The 26,675-nt window shown below is 39.6% G+C and carries 21 protein-coding genes and 1 riboswitch; of the genes, 7 read left to right on the top strand and 14 right to left on the bottom strand.

The window, feature by feature from the left end:
- The first annotated feature begins 110 nt into the window (after positions 1-110).
- Complete coding sequence (locus CKK03_RS01195; RefSeq protein ID WP_099360811.1) at positions 111-947, top strand: GNAT family N-acetyltransferase; 837 nt, start codon at positions 111-113, stop codon at positions 945-947.
- A 5-nt stretch (positions 948-952) separates the two neighbouring features.
- Here CKK03_RS01195 and CKK03_RS01190 read toward each other — a convergent pair whose 3' ends face one another.
- The 4 genes from CKK03_RS01190 to CKK03_RS01175 all read right to left on the bottom strand — a co-directional run bounded on the left by CKK03_RS01190 (position 953) and on the right by CKK03_RS01175 (position 3,683).
- Positions 953-1,456, bottom strand: a complete 504-nt coding sequence (locus CKK03_RS01190) for a GNAT family N-acetyltransferase (protein ID WP_180271110.1) — start codon at positions 1,454-1,456, stop codon at positions 953-955.
- A gap of 17 nt (positions 1,457-1,473) precedes the next feature.
- Positions 1,474-2,295: a tryptophan 2,3-dioxygenase gene (kynA, locus tag CKK03_RS01185; protein ID WP_099360809.1), complete on the bottom strand. Its 822-nt coding sequence runs from the start codon at positions 2,293-2,295 to the stop codon at positions 1,474-1,476.
- A 195-nt stretch (positions 2,296-2,490) separates the two neighbouring features.
- Entirely contained in the window at positions 2,491-2,922 is a 432-nt protein-coding gene (locus CKK03_RS01180) for a threonine/serine exporter family protein (protein ID WP_099360808.1), read from the bottom strand.
- A 17-nt stretch (positions 2,923-2,939) separates the two neighbouring features.
- The gene (locus CKK03_RS01175) at positions 2,940-3,683 is read right to left on the bottom strand and encodes a threonine/serine exporter family protein (protein WP_099360807.1); all 744 of its coding nucleotides are present in this window, start codon (positions 3,681-3,683) and stop codon (positions 2,940-2,942) included.
- A gap of 346 nt (positions 3,684-4,029) precedes the next feature.
- On the opposite strand from CKK03_RS01175, the gene CKK03_RS01170 reads away from it, so the two are divergent.
- Entirely contained in the window at positions 4,030-5,694 is a 1,665-nt protein-coding gene (locus tag CKK03_RS01170; protein ID WP_245863949.1) for a glutamine--tRNA ligase/YqeY domain fusion protein, read from the top strand.
- 35 nt (positions 5,695-5,729) lie between these two features.
- Here the strand turns inward: CKK03_RS01170 and CKK03_RS01165 are convergent, their stop codons facing one another.
- A complete protein-coding gene (locus CKK03_RS01165) occupies positions 5,730-7,307 on the bottom strand; it encodes a SpoIID/LytB domain-containing protein (protein ID WP_180271109.1) in 1,578 nt (525 codons plus the stop codon).
- A 256-nt stretch (positions 7,308-7,563) separates the two neighbouring features.
- Positions 7,564-9,282, bottom strand: coding sequence for an ABC transporter ATP-binding protein (locus CKK03_RS01160; RefSeq protein ID WP_099360804.1), 1,719 nt, complete (start codon positions 9,280-9,282; stop codon positions 7,564-7,566).
- Positions 9,283-9,522: 240 nt separating this feature from the next.
- Here CKK03_RS01160 and CKK03_RS01155 point away from each other — a divergent pair, with 240 nt between their 5' ends.
- On the top strand, positions 9,523-11,607 hold the full coding sequence (locus CKK03_RS01155) for a metallophosphoesterase family protein (protein WP_099360803.1): 2,085 nt from the start codon (positions 9,523-9,525) through the stop codon (positions 11,605-11,607).
- A gap of 37 nt (positions 11,608-11,644) precedes the next feature.
- Here CKK03_RS01155 and CKK03_RS01150 read toward each other — a convergent pair whose 3' ends face one another.
- The 3 genes from CKK03_RS01150 to CKK03_RS01140 are packed head-to-tail and all read right to left on the bottom strand — an operon-like array spanning position 11,645 to position 15,186.
- Positions 11,645-13,507, bottom strand: a complete 1,863-nt coding sequence (locus CKK03_RS01150) for a PTS fructose transporter subunit IIABC (protein ID WP_099360802.1) — start codon at positions 13,505-13,507, stop codon at positions 11,645-11,647.
- A gap of 15 nt (positions 13,508-13,522) precedes the next feature.
- Positions 13,523-14,434: a 1-phosphofructokinase gene (pfkB, locus tag CKK03_RS01145; protein WP_099360801.1), complete on the bottom strand. Its 912-nt coding sequence runs from the start codon at positions 14,432-14,434 to the stop codon at positions 13,523-13,525.
- Complete coding sequence (locus CKK03_RS01140; RefSeq protein ID WP_099360800.1) at positions 14,431-15,186, bottom strand: DeoR/GlpR family DNA-binding transcription regulator; 756 nt, start codon at positions 15,184-15,186, stop codon at positions 14,431-14,433. Before CKK03_RS01140 ends, pfkB begins: the two co-directional genes overlap by 4 nt.
- Positions 15,187-15,338: 152 nt before the next feature.
- Positions 15,339-15,437, top strand: a riboswitch (guanidine-I (ykkC/yxkD leader).
- A gap of 63 nt (positions 15,438-15,500) precedes the next feature.
- Between CKK03_RS01140 and CKK03_RS01135 the strand changes: the two genes are divergently transcribed.
- Complete coding sequence (locus CKK03_RS01135) at positions 15,501-15,842, top strand: DMT family transporter (RefSeq protein ID WP_099360799.1); 342 nt, start codon at positions 15,501-15,503, stop codon at positions 15,840-15,842.
- The gene (locus tag CKK03_RS01130; protein ID WP_099360798.1) at positions 15,842-16,156 is read left to right on the top strand and encodes a DMT family transporter; all 315 of its coding nucleotides are present in this window, start codon (positions 15,842-15,844) and stop codon (positions 16,154-16,156) included. Before CKK03_RS01135 ends, CKK03_RS01130 begins: the two co-directional genes overlap by 1 nt.
- Before the next feature lie 74 nt (positions 16,157-16,230).
- Here CKK03_RS01130 and gltC read toward each other — a convergent pair whose 3' ends face one another.
- Positions 16,231-17,136: a glutamate biosynthesis transcriptional regulator GltC gene (gene gltC, locus CKK03_RS01125; RefSeq protein WP_099360797.1), complete on the bottom strand. Its 906-nt coding sequence runs from the start codon at positions 17,134-17,136 to the stop codon at positions 16,231-16,233.
- Positions 17,137-17,312: 176 nt separating this feature from the next.
- Between gltC and gdhA the strand changes: the two genes are divergently transcribed.
- Positions 17,313-18,692: an NADP-specific glutamate dehydrogenase gene (gene gdhA, locus CKK03_RS01120; protein WP_099360935.1), complete on the top strand. Its 1,380-nt coding sequence runs from the start codon at positions 17,313-17,315 to the stop codon at positions 18,690-18,692.
- Positions 18,693-18,933: 241 nt separating this feature from the next.
- Here the strand turns inward: gdhA and odhB are convergent, their stop codons facing one another.
- Both odhB and CKK03_RS01110 read right to left on the bottom strand, forming a co-directional pair.
- Positions 18,934-20,184, bottom strand: a complete 1,251-nt coding sequence (gene odhB, locus CKK03_RS01115; RefSeq protein ID WP_099360796.1) for a 2-oxoglutarate dehydrogenase complex dihydrolipoyllysine-residue succinyltransferase — start codon at positions 20,182-20,184, stop codon at positions 18,934-18,936.
- Entirely contained in the window at positions 20,181-23,021 is a 2,841-nt protein-coding gene (locus CKK03_RS01110) for a 2-oxoglutarate dehydrogenase E1 component (protein WP_099360795.1), read from the bottom strand. Before CKK03_RS01110 ends, odhB begins: the two co-directional genes overlap by 4 nt.
- A gap of 476 nt (positions 23,022-23,497) precedes the next feature.
- Between CKK03_RS01110 and CKK03_RS01105 the strand changes: the two genes are divergently transcribed.
- Positions 23,498-24,190, top strand: coding sequence for a Crp/Fnr family transcriptional regulator (locus tag CKK03_RS01105; RefSeq protein WP_099360794.1), 693 nt, complete (start codon positions 23,498-23,500; stop codon positions 24,188-24,190).
- Between the two features lie 107 nt (positions 24,191-24,297).
- Here the strand turns inward: CKK03_RS01105 and CKK03_RS01100 are convergent, their stop codons facing one another.
- Positions 24,298-25,635, bottom strand: coding sequence for a murein hydrolase activator EnvC family protein (locus tag CKK03_RS01100; protein WP_099360793.1), 1,338 nt, complete (start codon positions 25,633-25,635; stop codon positions 24,298-24,300).
- 332 nt (positions 25,636-25,967) lie between these two features.
- Positions 25,968-26,675 carry a cysteate racemase gene (gene cuyB / locus CKK03_RS01095; RefSeq protein WP_099360792.1) on the bottom strand — a complete coding sequence of 236 codons (708 nt, stop codon included), beginning with the start codon at positions 26,673-26,675 and terminating at the stop codon, positions 25,968-25,970.

Here is a 26,675-nt window from a genome sequence, read left to right as displayed (position 1 = left end):
TATTGTACACAAAACTTTCAGAGACAAAAGGAAATTTTAATTGAATTGGTGAATATTTGTATTAACAGGATCCAAATAGACACCTGAATCGATAAAAGGTCGTGAAGAAAATGATTATTAAGCTCGATGCCGTTACCTTTAATAATGTGAAACCACTCCTCACTGGATTAGAAAACCACCCCGTCATGAATGGAGTGATTGATGGTAATAATCCTGGTGAGATTTACGTAGACAACCTGAGAAATCCTAATACTGCCTTTATTTGGGCGAAAAATGAGATGTTCTATCTTTGCGGAAGACTTGATAATCAAGAGTTTAATTCAGAACTTGAAAAATATATTGCATCTGTGATCCGCCTAGAGGCACTCCCAGAAGAAGATACTTTAAATCTTGAAATTTACCCAAACCATGAATGGGATGGATCTATTGAATCTATTTTTACGAGAGTTTCCCTTCTGAAAGGTGAGCGTGTGCCGTTTGTTTTTCATAAAGAATGGTTTAATGCTAGTGATTCTAGAGGTGTGCCTGAAGGTTATGAGGTAAAACCAATTAGTCCGGAGCTAATTGAAGGAGATAGAGACCAACTTGTTAAAAATGAAATTATAAAATTTTGGGGAGAATCCCTTGATTCATTTTTTCAAAAAGGATTTGGCTATGCCGTTGTTCAAGGATCAACTGTGATCGGAACTTGTCTCTCTGTTTTTGTATATGAGAATGAATACGAAATTGGAATTAACACATATGACACAAACCACCGGGGCAAAGGACTTGCAACCGCAATGGCAAGGGCCTTTATCGAAGAATGTATAAGTCGGGATGTAACCCCTCACTGGACAACGGAGTCGTTTCGCAAAGACTCGATTGCAATTGCAAAGAAACTCGGCTTTGAACAGCTAGAACATTACCCCGTTTATTACTTGCCGTTTGAGAAATTTTTGATCAAATAAGGAGTTCACCGTTTGGTGAACTCCTTATTTTTTTCTTCTAGAGTAAACTCCTGAATCGAACAGTTTCTTTCATCAAATCGTTCCTCGAAGTTTCCCTTCGTACATTTTGAAATGATAGTTCTCCAAAATGCCCGGGCACGCTCATTCTTTTCCGACTGTTGCACATACCACCTTCCAGGAAACATTGAAAAGATTTGCTCGGCAACATTGGAGCCAATACCTTTTCCCTCATAACCTCTCATGATAAAAAATTCTTCTATCGAATTGGGTTCTTTCTCTGATTGACTTTGCAGTAAAACAAATCCTGCAAGTAAACCATCCACTTTTACAAAATAAGCATGATGGTTACGGTCGGTCCAATAGACATCCAGATTAAATCTACCAAAACGGCCATTATCTTTTATCCTTATAGCACTCATATACTTCGTAAATTCATATATATAAAATTGCATAAGATTATGTAAAACATCTTCTTCCTCTTTTAAAACGGCTTGTATTTGTATGTCCATTTTTACGTTAAGCCCCTTTATAATTTTGTCCGCATATTCCATAACTCTGGGAAAAACCGATGATTGATCACCTGCTTTAAGTACTCAACCCCTGCCGAGCCTCCAGTTCCTCTTTTATATCCGATAATTCGTTCAACCGTAATCATGTGATTATAGCGCCATTTCTGTTGGTGGGATTCAATATCAACTAACTTCTCAGCCAGCTCGTAAAAATCCCAATACTTTTCAACATTTTTATAGACTTGCAGCCATGCCTGTTCAACACTTTCGTTTGCTTTGTAATCCTCCGTCCAATCCCTTTTGAGGCATGTTTTATCAATTTTAAAGCCCCTCTTTGAAAGAGCTAAAATCGCTGCATCATAGATACTTTTCTCTTGAAGCGCACTTTCAACCATTTTGTAAATTTCAGGTTGATGCTTATATACCCCAAGTACATTCGGCTTTTTATGACCAAGTGCAAACTCGATTAACCGATTTTGATAGGATTGGAACCCCGACGACTTTCCGAGCTCTCCCCTAAATTCCATATATTCAGAGGGAGTTAATGTGGAGAGAACGTCCCAGGATTGAATCAATTGCTGCTGAATTTTTGAGACCCTTGATAGCATCTTAAAAGCCGGTTCGAGGTCGTTTTTTAAAATAGACGCTTTTGCTCCATTCATTTCATGTAAGATAAGCTTCATCCAAAGCTCACTCGTTTGATGAATGATGATAAAAAGCATTTCATCATGATGCTCGGAAAGACGGCGCTGGCTTGAGAGTAATGTATCTAGCTGAAGATAGTCACCATATGTCATGTCTTTCGATAAATCATTATAAATGCCATCGTTTTTGCTCATAGGCGTCTCCCTTCGATTTGAGGATGTTGTTTGTATGACCGAAACGATTATACACCCTTACTTTCTATGAATATGCTGAAATCCCTTTATATTTCATGAACTTTTTGATGGGGCTCAAGGCTATCGATATTAGCCAAAAAGCCAACACCTATCCAAAATAAAAAGCCTCCTGGAATTTAATCCGGAAGGCCTCTACTAAGCTCTCTTCTTTCTCCTTATAATCAACTGATTCATCACCTCGGATAAGACAAGTCCGAAGGCAATTGCGCCTGAGATCATGAATGCCCTTGCCGCTAGTGGTAGTGCTGTTGAATAGTCATTTTCAACAAAATTCCTCATTGCGTCGTATGAGATTCCACCAGGTACTAAGGGGATGATTCCAACGATGCTGTAGATAATCACTGGGTTTTTATAGACTTTTGCAAAGATATGGCTGATGACAGCAACCAAAAAAGAGGCAGCAAGCGTCGCATACACCGCATCAATCCCTTGTAGAAATAAATAGATATATAACATCCAACCAATCATTCCGACAAATCCACATTTAATAAGCGACTTTTTCGGAACATTGAAGATGATTCCAAATGTACTTGAAGCAATAAAGCTTGTAATCAAATGGGAAAGCATTTTAAACTCCTTTCAACTTAGAAAATAGCGAGAACCACCGCTACTCCCGTTCCAATGGCAAAGGCGGTTAGAAATGCTTCTGCCCCCTTTGAAATCCCCGAAACAAGGTGTCCTGCAATTAAATCACGAACAGCATTTGTAATCAATAAACCAGGAACAAGTGGCATCACAGAACCGATAATAATTTTATCGAGCTCAACCCCGAGTCCAGTTACGATAAACAGATAAGCAATCATTCCAATTAAAAATGACGCCATAAATTCTGCGAAGAACTTAATTCGAATCAGCTGATGAAGGTAGATAAAAAAGGCAAAGCCCACTCCTCCCGCGATACAAGCTGGTAAAAAATCGGTCCAGCTCCCAAGGAACATAATCGTAAAGCAGCCGCTAGCTATGGCTGCTGAAAGAATCTGAATCCAAATCGGGTAAGACAGATTTTTTGTTGAAAGCTCCTCTAACTCACGCTTTGCTTCTTGAAGCGTTAATTCCCCGCTGCTAATTTTACGCGAAATGTTATTTACTAGGGTTACCTTTTCTAAATCGGTAGACCTTTCATTAATTCGTATTATATTAGTAGGTTCTGTACCGCTTGTCGAGAACATAATCCCTGTTGGTGTTACGTAACTTTGAGACGTTACATTCCCAAAAGCTGCTGCCATACGATTCATCGTGTCCTCTACTCGATACGTTTCTGCCCCACTCTCGAGCATGATTTTTCCCGCTAACAGGCAGATCTCCATAATTTCATTTTTATTTTCCATAAAACCTCGCTCCAATAAATTCAAATGCGCCTTGGCGTATTTGCGCCCAGATTTATTCGAGCTCGCTCGAAAAACTTCCTTTAAAAATCTGTGGCATCCGCCGGAGGCTTCAACTTTATTCAATGGGGTTCAAACCCCAGTGAATAAAGTTGATAATTTCAGATACAGTAAAGCTTATATGAAAGACATCCTAATAATCAACTTAAACTTTGGTAAACATGAGAATAATGGAAATTATTCTGGTTTTATGATATATTCATCAATTATAGTACCGTTCAAAAGGAAAGGAAGCAATTAGTTGTACCTAGACTTTTTGAACGCCCAGTATAGGATAACGAAAGAGGTTATGGCCGTGGAAAATAATAACGTTTCAAATTTTATTAGAAATATCATAATCGACGATTTAGAAACTGGAAAGCGCGACCATGTTGTGACCCGCTTCCCACCTGAACCTAATGGGTATTTACATATCGGGCACGCTAAATCAATCATCCTAAATTTTGACCTTGCGGATGAATTTAAAGGTAGAACAAACCTACGATTTGATGATACAAACCCTTTAAAAGAGGACATTGAGTTTGTGAACTCGATTAAAGAAGATGTAAAATGGCTTGGATATGATTGGGACGGTTTATTTTTTGCATCGAATTACTTTGAGGAAATGTACGACCGGGCTGTTTTACTCATTAAAAAGGGCCTTGCCTATGTCGACGATTTAAGCGCAGATGAAATCCGTGAGTATCGTGGAACCTTAACAGAGCCTGGAAAAGAAAGCCCATATCGCAATCGCACAATCGAAGAAAACCTTGAGCTCTTTGATAACATGCGCGCTGGCAAGTATGAAAATGGTGAAAAAGTGCTTCGTGCAAAAATTGATATGAAGTCACCAAACATTAATCTACGTGACCCAGTTATTTACCGAATTTCTCATACAACTCATCATAATACTGGTGATAAATGGTGCATCTATCCATTGTATGCTTTTGCTCATCCGATTGAGGATGCAATTGAAGGTGTAACTCACTCCATTTGTACAATTGAGTTTGAGGATCAACGTCCTTTTTATAATTGGGTTGTTGAGCAATGTGAAATGGAAAGTACACCTCAACAAATTGAATTTGGCCGTATCAATTTAACAAATACGGTGATGAGTAAGCGTAAGCTAAAGCTTCTTGTAGATGAAGGCTATGTGGATGGATGGGACGACCCACGCATGCCAACCATTTCTGGGCTTAGAAGAAAAGGATATACACCTGAAGCAATCCGTACATTCTTGCGTGAGCTAGGCGTTGCGAAAAACAACGGAACGGTTGATACACAAATGCTTGAGCATTTCGTTCGTGAAGATTTAAAGCTTAAAGCACCTCGTACAATGGGGGTTATCAATCCGCTGAAGGTAGTTATCACCAACTATCCAGAAGGACAAGTGGAAATGCTGGATGCAGAAATTAACCCTGAAAATCCGGAAATGGGAACAAGACAAATCCCATTCTCTCGGGAAATCTATATCGAGCAAGAGGATTTCATGGAAAATCCGCCGAAAAAGTATTTCCGTCTCTTCCCTGGCAATGAGGTTCGTCTAAAGCACGCGTATTTCATTAAATGTGAAGAAGTCATTAAGGATGAGGAAGGAAATGTGGTGGAGCTTCATTGTACGTATGATCCTGAAACAAAGAGTGGTACAGGCTTTACAGGTCGTAAGGTAAAAGGTACCATTCACTGGGTTGAGGCAACACAAGCGATTCCTGCTGAATTCCGCTTGTATGAACCACTTATTTTAGATGAAGACGAAAAAGAGGAAGATGAGGATAAAACATTCCTCGATTACGTCAATCCAAACTCTCTTGAAATTTTAAATGGTTTTGTTGAGCCGAACATGAAAGATGTGAAGCCACATGACAAGTTCCAATTCTTTAGACATGGTTACTTTAACGTCGATCCGACGCACTCTACAGATAACCATCCAGTCTTTAACCGAACTGTTTCATTGAAAAGTTCATTTAAATTATAAAAAAAAGACTCGTGCCCATGCACGAGTCTTCTTTCTTAGTATCTATCCTCTATATCGATTCCTTGGTAGTAATGCTTGAGGATTTCCTCAAAGGTTGCCCCTTTTTCAGCCATTCCGACTGCACCAGTTTGCGACAGGCCAACACCATGGCCCCAGCCGCCACCGTATACTTTAAAACCAGTTACTTCTTTTGATTTATTGTCTTTAACTGGCTCAATGTGGAACAGCGTGCTTAAAAGTGAAGCTTGGTTGCCGCTTGCATTAATATATTTTAAAGTTGTTCGAATGCGATCTTTGGTTTCATTAAATGTACCATTCTCCGTAACAAACTCAATATTGAGCACACGACCTGAACTTGAGCGCTCTAAAACGTTAATTTCATATACCTTACCAACCTCAGTATTAAAGGATGTACTCAATACATCGCTCATTTCTTCTGCTGTCCATTCAAAATTCCAACGGTGGTATTTAGACCAATCTGCTTCAAAATCTCCTTCACTTGCTGCACGTAATGACTTGGAGTTGCTATTATTTTTGAAGACCTCAAGGGTAGGTACGTGCTCGAATGCCTTACCTCTTTGTGCATCTGGAACACCTCTTAAGTATGGAACAGGGTCTGAACTCCATACATCTTCGTTATTGGCTGAAAAACCTCCACTAGTAGAGTTAAAGACAGCCGTAATTAATTTCCCTTCGTAAGTTGCAACAATCCCACGTGTACCATCAACTGCATCATTTGAGATTGGATGTTCATCCTCAAAACCGCCATACACTTGGTCAGACGTTGTTGGAAGAAGATCATACCCGTCCTTACCTCTTTTACCCATGTTTGATAAGGCATATGTTCTAGCAGCAATGGCTTGTGATTTTTGCGCCTCTAATTCACCATATGGTACAGGTGGCAGTTCACGTGGAACTACACCATATAAATACTCCTCTATTGGAAGTTCATTGATTCCCGCAAGTGCCCCTGAACTATTAAAACCAACCTCAGCAATTCCGCGATATTTTTTTCCGTTAATCGTCACTAAATCCTCTGAAACAACTTGAATCGGATTTGTTGTTGTAATGGCTGTTTCTCCTTTTGAGACTTTGATTGTTGATTCGCCTTCAACAGTCGTGATTAATCTCCAATAGGCATCACTACCCCCTAAACCTTTTGCCACAATTTCATTTTTAAAAGCAGCTCTTACTGCAAATGATGCATCTGAGGGAAATTCTCCAATCAATAAACGCCAACCATTATTATAATCTTCAACATAAGTTGGATAACCATTTGATTCTGCAAGGTGTAACCAATCCGCAACAGCCGCATTGCTTGTTGTATAGGAAACCTGTAATCGATAGTTTGTTTTTACAACAGATGAGCCTGCAAGCTCGACCTTAACTTTCTCATTATTATCTCCTCTTAAAAGGATCTCGCCTGTAACTTTATCAATAACATCAAACTTATCTACCGAACCGACTACCAAAGACTCTGATGAAGGCACAACTCCAATCCGGATATCTGGTTCCTCTCCTTCGCTTGCTTCTGCTGGGTTGCCCCAGATTCCCTGAAGTGAAAAAATACTAACAAAGGTAAAAACAAATAATAGCTTCAACACTTTTTTCACGCACAATTCCCCCTACAATTTTTCGTCATACTCTTAAGTTCGTTAAGGGGTGTAAAACATCCTTTCATACAAATTTACTATTTTTTAAAATAAAATTTTAATAACAGATTTTACGTGTTCCCTACCATCCGATTGAAACTGACAAGATTCATTTTTCTTCTACCCTTTTTCATGCTAATGGCCGCCAATTGACTGAAATTTTCATATGACCTTTGACCCATTTAGGCATAAAAAAATAACCAGGATTTCCTGGTTATTATGATTGATATTGAACCTGATGTAGATTTGCGAAGATCCCGCCTTTTTCTAGCAATTCATCATGTCCGCCTTGTTCCGCGATACCATCTTCTGTCACCACGATAATGCGATCTGCATTTCGGATTGTAGCCAAACGGTGGGCGATAACAAGTGTTGTACGATTTTTTGAAAGCTCTGTTAATGCTTTTTGGATAATCTGCTCTGTTTCTGTATCTAAAGCAGAAGTAGCTTCATCCAATATTAAGATTGGTGGATTCTTTAAAAACATGCGGGCAATAGCAATCCGTTGTTTTTGACCACCTGAAAGCTTAAGGCCACGTTCCCCAACCTGTGTTTCGTAGCCATCTGGTAGTCCAGCAATAAACTCTTCTAGGTGAGCCCGTCTTGCTGCTTCTTCAATTTGTTCATCCGATGCCCCAAGCATTCCGTATGCAATATTTTCTCGTAGAGTACCTGTAAAAAGGAAAACATCCTGCTGAACAATTCCAATTTGGGAACGCAATGATTCCTTTGTCATTTTTCGAATATCCATTCCGTCAATCGAAATGGAACCTCCATCCACATCGTAGAAACGTGGAATTAATGAACAAATCGTCGTTTTCCCGGCTCCTGATGGACCGACAAATGCCACTGTCTCCCCAGCATGAACCTTTAGATTTATATTTTTTAAGACTGGTCCCTGTTTTTCGTCATAGCCAAAGGTGACTTGATCAAACACAATATCTCCTCGAAGAGATGGAACAGCAACTGCATCCTTCGCATTTTTCACTTCTGGCTCCATATCGAGTAGCTCTGTAAAACGTTTGAAACCAGCCATCCCTTTTGGGTACAGTTCCAGGAGGGCATTAATTTTGTCAATCGGTTTAAACAGGACATTGGCATATAAGACGAATCCAACTAATTCCCCGTAAGTAAGCTCCCCGCTAAAGCTTAACCATGCACCGACTACTAACACGATAAGGACAAACAAGCGTGTCATGAGGTAGATACCAGCAGATGCTGACCCCATTACTTTATAAGCACTAAGCTTTGAACGACGAAACTTACCGTTATCAACTGTAAATCTAGAAATTTCAAATTCTTCATTTGTGAAGGATTGGACAACGCGTGCCCCTGCCACACTGTCCTCGACCCTGGCATTTACATCCGCAATATTGCTATACATCGCCTTCCACGCACGATTCATGCGAACATTTGAAAAAGCAATCAACCATACTAAAAATGGCACAACAATAATCGCAATTAAGGCAAGCTTCACATTGATCGTTAACATGATCCAAAATGCACCAACAAAGGTCATAATGGCAATGAACAAATCCTCTGGACCATGATGAGCAAGCTCGCCAATATCAAACAAGTCATTCGTAATACGGCTCATAATATGACCTGTTTTTGTATTATCAAAGAAGCGAAATGATTGCCGCTGCACATGTTGAAACAACTGCTGCCTCATATCCGTTTCAATGTTAATCCCTAGCTTATGACCCCAATAGCCTACAATAAATTGAAGACCTGAGCTAACTAAATATAATACTAACAATCCAATGCCCACCCATACGATTGCAGACCAGTTACTAGTTGGCAAAAGTTTATCAATAAACCACTGCACCGCAAGCGGAAAGGCCAGCTCTAGAATCGCAACAATCACCGCACAACTAAAATCAATTAAAAACAGTGTGCGGTGGGGCTTATAATATGTAAAAAAACGTCGAATCATTTTGCTCTCTCCTTGTGATTTCCTACTGCTATAACGAATTATAAGCTGTTTCACCTAAATTTGACAAACTATTTTGTCACCCGAAACTTTTGAGGTTTGTCTTTCCTCGCTTCGCTTATGCTCCTTTTCCGCCGGCGCGAACCCTCACTCTCCTATTCCAACACAACTCTGTTACATACCTGAAATGAACGGTCGCCTAGATCCCTGAATAGAATATAAAAAAATGGGATGGTGAACAAAATGGATATACCGACAATTTTATCGGGGCCAATCCTGCGACGAGTTGAGCCTTCTCACATTTATATTTGGATTGCGTTAAGAAAAAGATTCAGACTTGGTGCAAAGCTGTACCACATTGAAAAAATAGATGGTACCAATTATGCGTACCATGAAATAGATTGTGATTCTGAAACAACGACCTTTCGTGCTGGGAAACAACTCTATATTAGCCTCATCAAACTGACATCACCAAATCAAACCCAATTCCCTGTCAACACACTCTTAGGCTATAATCTCCTTTTCCAAAAAAATTCTGAGATTCATGACTTACATGATTTCAAACTTCTAGGAAACAAGCAACCAAACTCAATCACATATGGAGACCTCGATTATCCTAGTTTTTTTATTCCGGATCCAACTCCACAAAAAACGAATCTCCTATATGGGTCATGTCGAAAGCTTCATGGAAAAGGTGAGGATACTCTTAGCCAAGGAGACGAAACAATCGAAATGAACTATCTAGACCTCGAAAAGCGCCCAGACGCTTTATTTTTATTAGGTGACCAAATTTATGCAGATGATGTACCAGATCCGATATTTCAGATCATGGTGAAAGCCGGTAAAAAACTCATTGGAAACGGAGAAAAACTTACTGAAATGGAGCCTCGCCTCAACGAAAAACCATTCAAAAAATCAATAAACCAGGCTCGAGGAAGACAATTTATCATGGAGCATTTTTGCAAATTCACCTCCTCACATGCCCGGAACCATGCGATGACATTTGGCGAATATGCCGCTCTCTATTTACTATCATGGTCACCTGAGCTTTGGGATGCTTACACAGATGATGGTAATTTCCCAACATTTAAAGACAAAGTTAAGAAGGATCAAATTTATTTTATTTCCAAAAAAGACAAGCGAAAAAAGGAAAAGAAAGCATACGAGAAAGAGTATAACGAACAAGTGGCAGGTGTGAAGGTAACCTATCAAACTCTTACTAAGGTAAGAAGATTACTTGCCAACATTCCAACCTATATGATCTTTGATGACCATGATATAACAGATGATTGGAACATCAGTCACAATTGGAAAAATAACGTCTACTCATCAAAACTTGGAAGACATGTGGTTGCCAATGGACTTATGGCGTATTGGCTATTTCAAGGATGGGGTAATGACCCAGACCGATTTGACCCTGCATTTCTCCGTAATATGTGGAGATATAGTAAAACTTATGATACTCGTTCACAGTCACATGACGCATGGGAAGAAATACTTTGGAAGTTTGATCAGTGGAATTTTGTTGCACCGACAAATCCAACATCCATTTTCCTTGATACAAGAACACAAAGAAAGTACGACCACACCCCTCTCCCTGTTTCTCTTGGGCGTACGATCGAAGAAAAGGACCGACCTCCTCAGCTTATTGGCAAACGAGGTTGGCAGACGGTAACAGACTGTTTATACGCAAGTGGATGGAAAAGTGGTGAACCACTCCTTGTTATTTCACCTGCACCTGTTTACGGAATTGGCTTAATCGAGTCCTTCATCAATCAATATATTTATCCATTAAAAACAATGGGTATTCCAGCAACAACAGCATTCGATTTTGAGTCTTGGAAGTATAATGGAGAGGGCTTTAGTGAACTCCTGTACCAACTCAAGGAGTGGAACCCGAGTCACTGTTTTATCTTATCGGGAGATGTGCATTACGCTTCTACTGTTACGACCAATATCGAATTTCCCGATGGTGATCATCTATGTATTTACCAATTTACAAGCAGTCCGATGAACAATATGAGTTTTTCAGGAATACAAGGAGGTTTGATGAAGGCAATCGTTACATTAAATGCAGCTAAACGAAGGAACAAAGAAATTAACAGATATTGTGATGCGACCTACGATATCGTTAAACAAAAGAGAAATACCCCTTGTCCTACCAATTTTACTTGGAAAGAAAAAATTCGCTACCTTTCTACAAATCAAGGTCCCATCATTGAAACCGGAAATAATATTGGACACCTCGTCCTCACCCCGACCTCCGCTAACAATGCGTTACATCAAAACAATCATACGATCACCTATAAACCAATCACACTATCGTAAAAAATACCCCGTGCCTAAGTAGCACGGGGTAACTCCCTTATTTTATGGGCTTTTTCAAGAATCCAACTAATAGCGCCGTTATAATTGTACCGATAATTATCGCAAGTACGTATAACGCCCAGCTACCATTTACAAAAGGAATGACAAAAATTCCTCCATGTGGAGCAGGTAGGCCAATACCAAACAACATGGTTAGTGCACCCGTAACTGCAGAACCAATGACCGCAGAAGGAATAACACGCCCAGGATCAGCAGCAGCAAATGGAATCGCACCTTCTGTAATAAACGATGCACCCATGAAGTAAGCTGTTTTACCAGCTTCGCGTTCTTGCTTTGTAAATTTATTTTTAAAGAGGGTTGTCGCTAAAGCTAATCCAAGCGGTGGTGTCATTCCACCCGCCATAATAGCTGCATGTGGTGCATAATTTCCAGCATCAATCATGGCTATTCCAAAGGTAAATGCCGCCTTATTAATTGGGCCACCCATATCAATTGACATCATTCCACCTAGAATTAAACCAAGTACAATCAAGTTCCCTGTACCTAGTCCTTCAAGCCAACCGGTCAACCCATCCATTACAAATTTTAACGGACCAACAAGTACATACATTATCGCACCTGTAATCAAGATCCCAAAGAACGGATATATCAACACTGGTTTTAGACCCTCAAATGATGATGGTAAACCCGAGAAGACTTTCTTCAGTAATAAGACTACATATCCTGCAAGAAAACCAGCTATTAATCCACCTAAAAATCCAGCTCCTCCAGTTGTCGCCATTAGACCGCCAATCATACCTGGTGCTAATCCAGGACGGTCAGCAATACTCATGGCGATAAATCCTGCTAAAACAGGAATCATTAATTGAAACGCATTGGCACTTCCGATTGTCATCAACGCGCCTGCAATCGGATTATAAGATGGATCATTCGGGTCAGAAGCGTTGATTCCAAAGATAAATGAAATGGCAATTAATAGCCCGCCACCTACAACAAACGGAAGCATATTAGAAACACCATTCATTAAATGCTTATAAAAACCACTTCTTTCTCCGCCTTCTGTTTTTTTCTTTTCGGTTTGTTCAGCTTGGTAGATTGGAGCATCCTGATTAACCGCTCTTGTTAATAATTCCTCCGGTATGCGGATACCTTGAGCTACCGGTACCTGAATTACCTTTTTACCATTAAAACGAGCCATCTCTACTTGCTTGTCTGCAGCTACAATGATTGCTACTGCCTCATCAATATCTTCTTGAGTGAGTTCATTTTTCACACCTGTTGAACCATTTGTTTCAACTTTTATATCGATGTTCATTTCTTTTGCTTTTGCCTTTAATGAGTCTGCTGCCATATACGTATGCGCAATTCCGGTTGGACATGCCGTTACCGCAAGAACTTTTTGCTGTCCTTCTTTTTTCTCAACCGGCGCTTCCACTTCCTCTGACTCATTTTCTTTTTCATTAATCACATCGATTAACTCGTCTGGAGTTTGAACCTGCATAATCTTTTCACGAAAACCAACGTCCATTAATAACGAAGATAATCTTGAGAGTGTTTCAAGATGTGCATTATTTGCCCCTTCACTTGCAGCAATCATGAAAAATAAATGGCTTGGTTGTCCATCCAATGATTCATAATCTACTCCCTTTATGGAGCGTCCAAATGCAATCGCTGGCGTCTTCACAGCAGCAGTCTTCGCATGTGGTATCGCTATTCCTTCACCAATTCCTGTTGTACTTTGGCTTTCCCTTGTTAAGATTGCCTGTTTGTATTGTTCTTTATCCTGTAGGCGGCCAGCTTCATCAAGTTTTGAGACCAATTCCTCAATGACCTCAAGTTTTGATGAAGAAACAAGGTCAATAATGACCGTATCTTTCTTCAACAGATCTGTAATTCTCATCCTGCATGTTCCTTTCTATATCTTTTTCACTTGTACTTGTGAAATCAATTCAGTTATTTTCTCTTCCGTTGCTAATCCTTCAGAATAGGCTGTGGCACTGCCGGCTGTTGCTCCAAAACGAAATGCATTTGTCGCAACCTGTTCTTTGGAATAAGATGCAATAAAACCTGCTACGACAGAGTCCCCTGCACCTACAGAATTAACAAGCGTACCTTCAGGAATGTTCGCAAAAAAGACTTCATCATTCACAAATAGCAAACTACCTTTGTCCGCCATCGAAACGATGACATGTTGCGCCCCCATTTCAACGAGCTTTTTCCCATAAGGAATGGCTTGTTCGGCATTCTTAATCTCAACACCAAAAATTTCACCTAACTCATGATGGTTTGGTTTAATTAAAAACGGCTGATATGGAAGTACTTCGACTAATAAGTCTCTTGTGGCATCAACTACCACTTTAACTCCCTTGTCTTGCAATTTCTCTGCGACTTGTTGATACAGTGTCGACGGTAGCGATGCCGGGATACTCCCTGCAAGTACCACTACATCTCCTTTTTGCATTTGATCAAACTTCTCTAATAGCTGTTCAAGTTCATTAGATTTTATTTGCGGACCGGCCCCATTTATCTCAGTCTCCACATCAGAATGAAGTTTCACATTGATTCTTGTGTCCCCTTCAACAGTGACAAAGTCTGTCTTGATATTCTTTGCTGTTAAGGTATCAATAAGGAATTTGCCAGTAAAACCACCTATAAACCCTAAGGCAACACTCTCTACCCCGACATTTTGTAAAACAGTAGAAACATTGACCCCTTTTCCACCCGGGCTTTTTCGATCCGTTTTAATACGATTCAGTTCACCCACCAAAAATTCATCCAACTCGATAAAATAATCAATGGAGGGATTTAACGTAACTGTGTAAATCATGTTGTCACGACCTTTATGTTGATATGTTCTTGATAAGACGTAAGCTCACTCTTTGTTAATCCATTATCTGTTATTAAATTGGCATCCTTTAAGGAGGAAATTTTCGAAAAAGAAACCTCATTAAATTTCGTGTGATCAGCCAATATATAATTTTCCTTCGCTAAGCCCATTGCTGTTTGTTTAATAAGTGCTTCTTCAGGATCTGGGGTTGTATAGCCATACTTCAAATCAATCCCATTCACTCCTAAAAAGCACTTATCAAACCGATAAAGGTTCAAGCTTGATAATGCTCGACTCCCAATCAAGGCCTTTGTACTCGGTTTCAAAACACCACCTATTAGATAGGTAGTAATCCCCTTTTCAAGTAAGGGTTCAATCAAGTTTACTCCATTTGTCACCACAGTAAGTCCCTTGTGGTCAAGAAATGGGATTAGTTCTTGTGTCGTTGTCCCTGCATCCAAATAAATGGAGTCGCCATCTTGAATAAGCTCTGATGCATATTTAGCAATTGCTTGTTTCTCTTTTACATTTTTTGCTGTTTTTTCTATATAACTCGGTTCCAATTGATTTCCGTGAACGAATGAAGCCCCACCATGGACCCTTCTTAATTTGTTTTCATTTTCAAGCTGTACTAAATCACGACGAATCGTTGATTCCGACGAATTTGTTCTCTCAATCAGCTCTTGAAGTTTCACAACCCCATGTTCTTTTAGTAACGATAAAATAAGCAGATGTCTTTCTGGAGTTAACATCATGTCACATCCTTCATGGATTGTACTCTCATTATATTGAAACCTTTTTTATAAATCAATCATAAACATCCATTTCCATTCAAAACCGCCCACAAGCAATTTTTCCCTCTTTCTACAAAAAGGTTTCTATTATATAATGAAAACAGTTGAATAAAAAGGTTTTCTAGGGTTCCGTAGCTATCGCTAGTCTGGTCCGAGAGAAAACTCATAGCAAATATGCTATGCCACGGAGGGACAAAAGCCTGGGAGATTATACATTTGTTATAATCTCTTGGGCTTTTTCTTTTTAACCGCAACTATAAGGGGGAAATATAATGAACTTAGAATGGATAAAAGTCTTTTTTGCGGCATTTTTTGAAGTGTTTTGGGTGATTGGATTAAAGCATGCAGATAGTTTTTGGACATGGACTGGAACTGTCATTGCGATCTATATCAGCTTTCATGCCCTTATTGCAGCAGGAAAAAAGTTACCGGTTGGTACGGCTTATGCGGTCTTTGTTGGACTAGGTACTGCCGGAACCGTCATATCAGAGATTCTGTTTTTTAATGAACCAGTCAAACTGGCGAAGCTTCTATTAATAGGAGTGCTTCTAGTTGGAGTAATTGGTCTGAAGCTTGTTACAAAAGAGAAGGACTCGGAAGGAGCTGAAGGTTAATGGCATGGTTCTCACTCATTATTGCAGGTGTTTTTGAAATGTTAGGGGTTGTGCTGATTAATCGACTTCATCAAAAGAAAAATTGGCAATCACTAGTCTTACTGCTTGCCTCTTTTGGAGGTAGCTTCCTATTCCTGAGCATAGCGATGGAAACTTTGCCAATGGGCACGGCATATGCCGTATGGACAGGAATTGGAGCATCTGGTGGAGCCATTTTAGGAATGATCCTATATGGCGAACCGAAAGACTGGAAACGATTCTTATTTATTGGACTCATTATTAGTGCAGCGGTAGGCTTGAAACTGGTAGGATAACCTAAAGGGGAGCCTTCACAGGGCTCCCCTTTAATCGACATAATCCGTCTATTTCCACGGAAATAGACCAACCCTCAGTATTGAAATTTGTCTAAAAATGAGAAATAATCCTTTAAAAAGTCATAAAAGAGCTGTTCAGTAGGGAGCAATTTTCGCTCTTTGGGAATAATAACACCTACCGAACGGGTCACCTCAGGTTGTAGAACCGAAACCTTCACAGTAGAACGTGGTATATTTTCAACTAAGGTCACCTCAGGAATAATTGTTATTCCTAGTCCTGCTGAAACAAGACCTTTAATGGCATCGATATCTTCTCCTTCAAAGGAGACTGTCGGCTGAAAGCCCAGCTGGTTACATGCTTTTACAATGATATCTCGTAAGATAAATCCATTCGGAAATAATACGAACTGTTCTTCTTTTAGTTGGCTAAGACTTAATGACTTATTCTCAGCAAGTGGATGCGCGCGTGGTAAAAGTGCCACCATCTTATCCGTAAATAAAGTAGTGCCTGTAATCTTTTTTTCCTGATTTGGCACGGGTCCTAACAGAGCCATGTCGATTTCGCCTGTTCTCACTCGTTCAATTAATGAATAATAATTTCCTTGTGACAATGAAAACTTTACCTGTGGGTGACGTTCACGAAATGCAGATATCATTGTTGGTAAGGTATAAGCTGCTAGACTACTAGGAAATCCGATTCGAATTGTTCCTCGTTCCGGATCTAAATATTCTTCAATCTCACGTTTTGCATTATCTAATACATTTAATGCCTGCTCGACATGATCTAAAAAAACTCTTCCGATCGGCGTTAATTTCACATTTCGTCCATCTCGAATAAACAAGTCTACACCTAATTCGGATTCAAGGTTGAACAATTGCCTGCTTACTGCCGATTGTGCAATATGCATTGAATTCGCCGCTTCCGTAACATGTTCTCGTTTTGCAACTTCAATAAAATAAGTTAATTGTCTAAGTTCCACAAGGTGTCCTCCTTAATCCATCTCATTACGGCATTGTTTATATCTTTTATTAATATTGTTTAGATTAATTATTCATTATAAAATAGTAAATATCAAGAATTTACAGATAAAACGTCCGTTTATTTTTTTTGTACTTAAAATATATAGCAAAGAAAGGGTGATTGTACACGATGGCTATGATCGAAAAGTCTATTCCTGTACCAGAGTTAAAACAAGCAACCGATTATATGAACAAAGTATATGAGGAGGTTAAGAAGAGAAATCCTCATGAACCAGAGTTCCACCAAGCAGTAAAAGAAATTTTCCTTTCTCTTGTACCTGTGTTTGCTAAAAATCCAAAATACATGAAACACGCGATTTTGGAAAGACTCGTTGAACCGGAAAGAATGATTACATTCCGAGTACCTTGGGTTGATGACCAAGGCGAAATCCATGTAAATCGTGGCTATCGTGTTCAGTTTAACAGTGCACTTGGCCCTTATAAAGGTGGTTTGCGTTTCCACCCTTCCGTTAACGCAAGTATCATTAAGTTCCTCGGCTTTGAACAAATCCTTAAAAACTCTTTAACTGGCCTTCCGATTGGTGGAGGTAAGGGCGGATCTGACTTTGATCCGAAAGGAAAATCAGATAACGAAATTATGCGATTTACACAAAGCTTTATGACTGAATTAGCTAGACATATTGGTCCTGATATCGATGTACCAGCTGGAGATATCGGCGTAGGAGCAAGAGAAGTCGGCTACATGTTTGGTCAATACAAAAGACTTCAAGGTAGCTTTGAAGCAGGCGTTCTTACTGGCAAAGGCCTTGGCTATGGCGGAAGCTTAGTTCGTACAGAAGCAACAGGCTATGGTACTGTCTACTTTGTTGAGGAAATGCTGAAAGAACAAGGTCTTTCTTTTGAAGGAAGCACAGTTGTCGTTTCAGGTTCTGGGAATGTTTCTATTTATGCGATTGAAAAAGCTCAACAACTTGGTGCAAAAGTGGTTGCATGTAGTGATTCTAACGGCTATATCTATGATGAAAATGGGTTAGACCTTGAAACCATCAAACGTATCAAAGAAGTTGAACGTAAACGTATTAGTGAATATGTATTAGAACACCCAGCAGCAGAATATATTGAAGGCTGCTCCGGTATCTGGTCAATCCCTTGTGATATTGCATTACCTTGTGCAACTCAAAATGAAATTGACAGTGAATCAGCTCAAACACTCATTTCAAATGGTGTAAAGGCAATTGGTGAGGGTGCAAACATGCCTTCTACTTTAGAAGCAATTGATTTATTCATTGAAAGCAATGTCCTATTCGGACCAGCGAAAGCAGTTAATGCAGGTGGCGTTGCCGTTTCTGCACTTGAAATGTCACAAAACAGCATGAGACTTTCTTGTTCATTTGAAGAAGTCGACAGCAAGCTTCAGGACATCATGGCTTCGATTTACCGCAATAGCATGGATGCAGCTGAAGAGTATGGCCATCCTGGAAACCTTGTATATGGAGCTAACATCGCCGGCTTCCTAAAAGTAGCTGACGCAATGATCGCTCACGGTGTCATTTAATAAGTCATTCAAAAGCTGTTTCCTCTTTAGGAAACAGCTTTTTTTCACTACACATAAACATCAACAAAAAAGGCACATGCTCTCTCATTCGGAGCATGTGCCTTCTCATTCTATGTCTAGCTCCAGCGCCTAGCCCCTCGAGGTCATAAGCCAATCCGTCAAGAAGGATAAAAGGCATCCTTCTCGCCGGCTTTTCTTATGCTTGTCGGGGCTGAGCAAGGCGCTTGCGCTTTTCTTACAATCAACCTTCTAATAATAGATCTTCTGGATCTTCTAATAGTTCTTTTACTTTTACTAGGAATCCTACAGCGTCTCTGCCATCAATGATTCTATGGTCATAAGATAATGCCACGTACATCATTGGACGTACTTCAACCGTATCATTTTTATCAACTACTACAGGACGTCTTTGGATCTTGTGCATTCCTAAAATACCAACCTGTGGTGCGTTAATAATAGGTGTTGAGTTTAGAGAACCGAATGTTCCACCATTAGTAATGGTGAAAGTTCCACCTTGAAGGTCGCCTAAACCTAATTGATTATTTCTTGCTTTTTCAGCTAAGCGGCCGATTTCAGATTCAATTCCTGCAAAGCTTAATGTATCTGCATTACGTACAACTGGTACAACTAAGCCTTCATCTGTAGATACGGCAACACCGATGTCATAGAAATTCTTTAGAAGGATTTCATTTCCTTGAATTTCAGCATTTACATATGGATATGCCTTTAATGCTCCAATAACCGCCTTTGTGAAGAATGACATGAAACCAAGTTTTACGCCATGTTTTTTGAAGAAAGCGTCTTTACGACGATTTCTTACGTCCATAACAGCAGTCATATCAACTTCATTAAATGTTGTTAGCATTGCTGCTGTGTGTTGTGCTTCAACAAGACGTTTTGCGATTGTTTGACGACGTCTAGACATTTTAATGCGTTCTACACGTGGATCATCATTTACCACTGGTGCTGCTGCAGGTTGTTTTGCAGCTGGTGCTGGAGTTGCTGGTGCTGTTTGAGCTTGCTTATAAGCCTCAACACCTTCAACACGAACGCGTCCTAGTGGATCTTTATATGGTACTTCATTTAAGTCAATGCCAAGTTCTCTTGCTCTTTTTCTCGCTGCAGGTGAAGCAATTGCTGGCTTGCCTTTTTCTTCTGTAGATGCTTCTGCAACTGGTTCTGATTTTGCTGCTTCAGCTTGTGGTGCTGCCTCAGCTTTAGGTTCTTCAGCAGGTGCTGGTGCACTTGATTCTGAACCATTTTCATCAAGCTTTGCAATCACTTGACCAACTTCAACATTATCACCTGGTTGGAATAAGAATTCCTTAATAACACCAGTATGTTCACTGTTAATTTCAACGTTTACTTTATCTGTTTCAAGTTCAGCGATTGACTCACCTTTATTCACGAGTTCGCCTTCTTTTTTTAACCATTCAACAATTGTTCCTTCTGTAATGGACTCAGCTAATTCCGGTACTTTAATTTCGATCATTGCTGATTCCCTCCTTTGTCTGTAAGCAATGCATCTTGCATAATCCATGCTTGTTCTTGTTTGTGAATATCCGGGTCACCCGTAGCAGGACTTGAACGCTTCGGTCTACCAATATAATCTAGTTTAATTTCATCAGATAAAATTTCCATTAATACCGATTGTAGAGCTGGCCATGCACCCATGTTTTTCGGCTCTTCTTGAACCCAAACAACCTCTTGTAGGTTTGGATATTGGCTTACTAGTTCTTCTAGTTCTTTCTTAGGGAATGGATACATTTGCTCCACTCTCGCAATATGCAGAGTATCCGCCTTTTCTGCCGGTAAATTCGCAGCTTCTGTTGCTAAATCAATAGCTACTTTACCTGTACATAAGATTAGGCGAGTTACTTTGTCTTTATTCGTTCCCATTCCTGGTTGCTCAAGCAGTGGCTTAAAGCTTCCATTTGTTAAATCAGCTAATGATGACGCTGTTTGTGGGTGACGAAGTAGACTCTTAGGAGTCATCACAATTAATGGTCTTGCTTCATCAGTTGAAGTAAGCAACGATTGTCTTCTTAATAAGTGGAAATATTGAGAAGCGCTTGTTACGTTCGCAACAATCCAGTTATATTCCCCAGCAGCATTTAAGAAACGTTCCACTCTTCCACTTGAGTGCTCTGGACCTTGTCCTTCATATCCATGTGGTAAAAGCATAACAAGACCTGATTTTTGGCCCCATTTTGCGTGACCTGAAGATATGAATTGGTCAATAATTGGCTGTGCCACGTTCACAAAGTCCCCAAATTGCGCTTCCCAAAGGACAAGTGCATTTTCATCTTGAACACTATAACCATATTCAAATCCTAAAACAGCCGTCTCAGACAATGGACTGTTATAGATTGAGAATGATGCCTTCGCCTCTGGAATATTGTGTAATGGGATATATTTTTCATTATTTTCATAGTCATTTAAAGCAACATGACGATGAGCAAATGTTCCTCTTTCACTATCCTGACCAGTTAAACGAACCGTTTTTCCTTCTGCAAGAACTGATCCGAAAGCGAGTGTTTCAGCTAATGCCCAATCTACTTTGTTTTCTTCATCTAAAGCCGTTTCACGACGTTTTAAAATACGTTCAAGCTTCGGATAAACCGTTAGTGATTGTGGCCACTGTAATAGTCCTCTGTTGATACTACTTAATAGGTCAGCAGGTACTGTTGTATCGAATTCTGGAATAGAAGACAATGCTTTTGGCTTCTTCGGCTTCACGCGCTCTTCATTTTCCACAAAGTCATCAAAAATAGATTGAAGACTTTGCATGAATTCCTCACGTTTTTTGGTTAGTTCTTCTGTTGTTATTACATTTTCAGCAACAAGCTGATTTCCGTACTTATCTGCAATAACAGGATGATTTGCAACCTTTTTGTACAATAATGGTTGTGTTACGCTTGGGTCATCCATTTCATTGTGACCAAATCGTCTGTATCCAACTAAATCAATTAAGATATCTTTTTCAAAACGCTTACGATACTCATACGAAAAATGAATTGCTGCAAGACAAGCCTCAGGGTCATCTGCATTTACACGTAAGATTGGAATTTCATAACCCTTCGCAAGGTCACTCGCGAAACGAGTGGAACGAGAGTCTGTATTATTTGTTGTAAAACCAACCATATTGTTTGCGATAATATGAACGGTTCCCCCAGTTTCGTAGCCTCTCAATCTACTTAAGTTTAAGGTTTCAGCTACTACTCCTTCACCAGGGAATGCTGCGTCACCATGGATTAGTACACTTATTGCACTTTGCTTATCCTGAACTGGATAACCGGCTTTACTTGTGTTGTCCTGAGCTGCTCTAGTAAGCCCTAGCACTACAGGGTTTACAAACTCCAAGTGACTTGGATTGTTTGCAAGATTAATACGAGTTACATGCTCTTTAGGGCCTTTAACAGCACGGTCAGCACCTAAGTGATACTTCACATCTCCAGACCAACCATAGTTAATCCCTCTAGAACCTTCTGATGGGATTAAATCTTTGTTTGGTGCATGGTGGAATTCAGAGAAAATGAGTTCATATGGCTTATGCAAAACATGTGCAAGCACATTCAAACGGCCACGGTGAGCCATACCGATCATGATATTGTCGGTACCGTCACTATTTCCTTCTTGAATTAAGCGCTCAAGCATTGGAACGAGCATATCTAATCCTTCGATTGAGAAACGCTTTTGGCCAACGAATGTTTTGTGTAAGAATTTTTCAAAGCCATCAACATTCATTAGACGCTCAGCTAATTGTTTCTTTTCATCTGCAGTTAGCTTTAAGTTAATTCCATTGATTTCGACTTGTTGTCTTAACCATTGTCTTTCATCTTCGGAATCAACATGTCCAAATTCATAAGCAATTGATTGTGTATAAACAGATTTTAAATGCTTATAAGCATCCCAACCAGTTTGAACTGACGGAGGTGCTTCTTCCCAAATATATGTTGCCGGGATATCCATTAAATCTTCTTTTGTAAGATTATAGTAACCAGGCTCTAAAAAGCTGGTGTCTGGCATTGGTCTAGTGCGGATTGGATAAATATCAGCCGCTATATGGCCATACGCACGAATGCTCTTAATTAATTTAACTCCAGATGTGATCGTCTTGATGGTCTTCGGTGAGATACCCCCACTTACTAGCTCTGCTGTTGCTGCTTGCTCATCTGCTGGTGGTGGCCCAAGTTCTTCGAAAAGCGCTTTCACGGAAGGGTCTACTGAACTTGGATCATTCTTGTAATTTTCATACATGTCAAAGACATAACCCATGTTCGGGCCATAGAATGACTCCCACACATTTTTCCTTTGTTGATTATCCATTTGTGTTTAGCCTCCATATTACATTTCATACTTGTAATACTTAATAGACAAAATTTGTATTTTATAGAAATATGACGTCTACACCTACTATACCTCATTTTCCACTGATTTCTAGTAAAATGCTTACATTGGAAAATTCCTGAAAAAAGCCGAAAAAATAGGCAAAATAAGTGTCATTATATAGTCATAATTCTTAATAAATATGTTATTCTTATCTTATAGTCGGAAACAGAAAGTTTCCTTGATGTAAATCAAGTTTTACAAGTAATTTTTTTAAATAAAAAGTTTTGGAATAACATAAAGTGAAACTCTATTGTAGTACATCAATCCTCTTGAAGTAAAGGAACCGAAAAAAGTAAGTCATGCTCTTACACTTTCGAAACGATAAGTCGTTTAGACTTCCGCAAGGTAGGTAAACTATAGTACAACAAGAGTCCGCATTTTATGGGCATTTGAAAGGAGAAAAAGTGTTCTGTATGATTAGCAGTCCACATGATCCAAGCTCTATTCGACAGGTACCTATTTTTCATGGTTTAAATGAGAAGGAAATGAACCTATTACAAAAGGTCACGCAAGTTCGCGATTACCGAAAAGGGGAAATTGTATTTAGAGAAGGTGATCCTTCCGATACCCTTTATATTATCGGTGAGGGGATCATTAAAATTACAAAAGTGGCAGAGGACGGAAAAGAACAAATCGTTCGTCTCTTATTCCCTGATGATTTTTTCGGCCAGTCCGCGATGCTCCAATCAGAAAATCATTATGCGAACGCAGTAGCAATTAACGATACTTTGATTTATACGATTCAAAAACAGGATTTTTTTAATACGTTAGAGCGAAATCACAAAATGGCCCTCCGCTTCATGCGGGCATTAAATGAGCGGATTTATCAAGCCGACGAGTGGATGAGCTTACTTAGCCTAATGGAGGTTGAACAACGATTAGCAAGTGTGCTGCTCTTGTTCAATGACAGAGTTCGCTCCAAGGATGGCCGCTTTAAGCTCCCTATTACTAAAAAGGTTCTAGCGTCTCTCATTGGTACGACACCTGAAACCATTAGCCGGAAGTTTGTTAAATTTATCTCAGAAAACCTAGTTGAGGTAAATGGACAACGGGATATTCATATCCTCGATTTTGAGGGCTTAAAAAAGAAGGCAAAAACATTATAAGTTGCTAAACCCACATCTGATGTGGGTTTTTTGTTTTGTTGGAAAACGGTGACGCCTTACTTCTCATACAAAAACGCCCGACCATCTTCGGTTGGGCGCGTAAATCCTTAAAAGGAAACATATTGACGGGGGTTCACTGCGTTTGAGTGTCCGCCACTGTATTGAGTTGGACTATATGGTCCGTTATAGATTTCAAAATGGAGATGTGGTCCGGTTGAGTCACCAGTGTTCCCCATGTAACCGATCAATTGACCTTGCTCCACTCGGTCATACTGGCCAACGAAACGTTGATCTAAGTGCGCATAAACAGTTGTCATTTGACGTCCGTTGATATAGTGGGTGATCATGATGACATTACCGTAGCTACTTTCAAGTCGTGAGCGTGTAACCGTACCGCCTGCTGACGCATAAATCGGAATGTTTCCTGGTCTTCCACCCTTTCCGATATCAATTCCAAAATGCATTTTTCCCCAACGCATCCCAAATTCAGATGTAACTCGGCCTGTTGTTGGATTAATAAATCCGCTATTGTTCACAGCAGCTGGAGGTGCAGGAGGTAGTGGTGGCGGTGTAGTACCAGCCTCTTCGGCCTTTTTTCGTTCCTCTTCGGCTTTTTTCCGTTCCTCTTCAGCTTTTCTTCGTTGCTCTTCAAGCTCCTTCTGCCTTTGATTCCATGCATTGATTTCCATTTGGATTGCCTTTTCCTGCGCAGCTAATAATTCTCCAACATCCTCTAACGCATGGAGCTCTTCATGCATTTTCTGCTCCTGGGCCTCTAATTGCTTCATCACTTTATTTTGTTCTTGAATTTGTGATTGGAGCTGAACTTCTAACCGATCAAGTTCTTTTAATTGGTCTTCCTGCTGCGCAAGTAAGGCCTTTACCTCTGCTTTATTTTCCTCAAGTAATTTAATATCTGCTTCGTGTTCTTTCATAATCTCGCGGTCAGCTTGTACAAATGTAGATACCGCACTAACTCGGTTGATAAAATCATTAAAACTTTTTGCACCAAGTAACACATCTACATAACTAACCACTCCACCACTTTGCTGAAGACTGCGCATCCGTTCCTTGATAAGCTCGTCCCGTTTTTGAATCCGTTCCTCGAGCACTTTCATTTCCGCCTCAAGACGCTCAATTTCTTCTTTCGTTTCTTGAATCTTTGCTTTTATACTCTCAACTTTACCTCGCGTTTCACTCACTGCAAAATCAAGTCTTTTAATTTCCTGCTCAACACTAACCTGTTGTTGTTTGACTTCATTAAGAGCCCCCTCCTTTTGGGAGATTTCAGACTCTACCTCTGTCTTTTTTTCCTGAACTTCTTGCTTTTCATTTTCTAGCTCTTCATTCTTTTGAACCGCTAATACAGTATTAGGCATAGATGTCAATAAACTTCCAAGTCCTATTGATATACCCATTCCAATCATAAGAAGTTTTCTTTTCAACCTGCCACATCTCCTTCTACCAAACTAGCAACCTATAAAAAGATGAAAAATATTCATTTTTCACCAAAAGTATCATATTTTGCTATATATTCTCACGTTTTGTATTATATCATAAAAAATTGTCTTAAAACGTCAAAGTAATATTACAATTATATTTCATAAACACTTGAAAATACTAGATTTGCTTAAGATTTTTCGACAAGCTCTAGGAACGCTAAATCCCCCAAAAATTCGACAAGCATCTTGAATTATACTATAAAAAAACTCACCGTATGAAGGTGAGTTTAGTTTCCAGTTCGAACTGGTTATTTTTCATTTGTTGGTGTTGCAATTTATTTTACATGCTTACCTGAACGTAAAATCGATCTTTCAACAAGTACATTCATTGCATCAATACTGCTCTTAACAGCCTCATCACTTAATTTAATACAGGACAATTCCGTACAAGCCAATATTACAATTTTACAATGCTCTTGTTCAATAAGATGCTGGATTAGCTGCTCAAGTTCACTAGAATCAACATCAAGATCACTTTTTACATTGTTATAAATAATATCCATGACCTTTTCTTGTAAGCTATCATTTGGAGCCAAGAGCTCAAGATTATATTTCTTACAAACATCTGCATAGATTCCACTGCGAATCGTACCGTTTGTTGCAAGAATTCCGACCTTCGTACCTTCACCATGCCGATTATGAATTTCTTTAATTGTTTCTTCGACCATGTTGATGATAGGGATATGCGTCAGCTTCTGAAGCTCATCGTAAAAATAATGAGATGTGTTACAAGGAATTGCAATATTAGCGACACCCGCTGCTTCTAGCAACTTGAAATCATTTTTTATAGCATTTAAGAACGTCTCGCCTGTGTTTGTAAGGATTGTATTTGTCCGGTCTGGAAGGGTAGCATGATTAAGAATTACCATATTCAGATGGTCCTGGTCCTTATGTGCTTCTGTTTGATTGACAATTTTATCAAAAAATACAGAAGTAGCCTTCGGACCCATGCCACCGATAACGCCTAATGTTTTTTGTTCCAT

This window comes from Fredinandcohnia onubensis (assembly GCF_002734215.1).
Taxonomy (GTDB): Bacteria; Bacillota; Bacilli; order Bacillales; family Bacillaceae_L; genus Ferdinandcohnia; species Ferdinandcohnia onubensis.
Note: the sequence above shows the minus strand (reverse complement) of the source record. Positions and strands in the feature narration are given on the sequence as shown.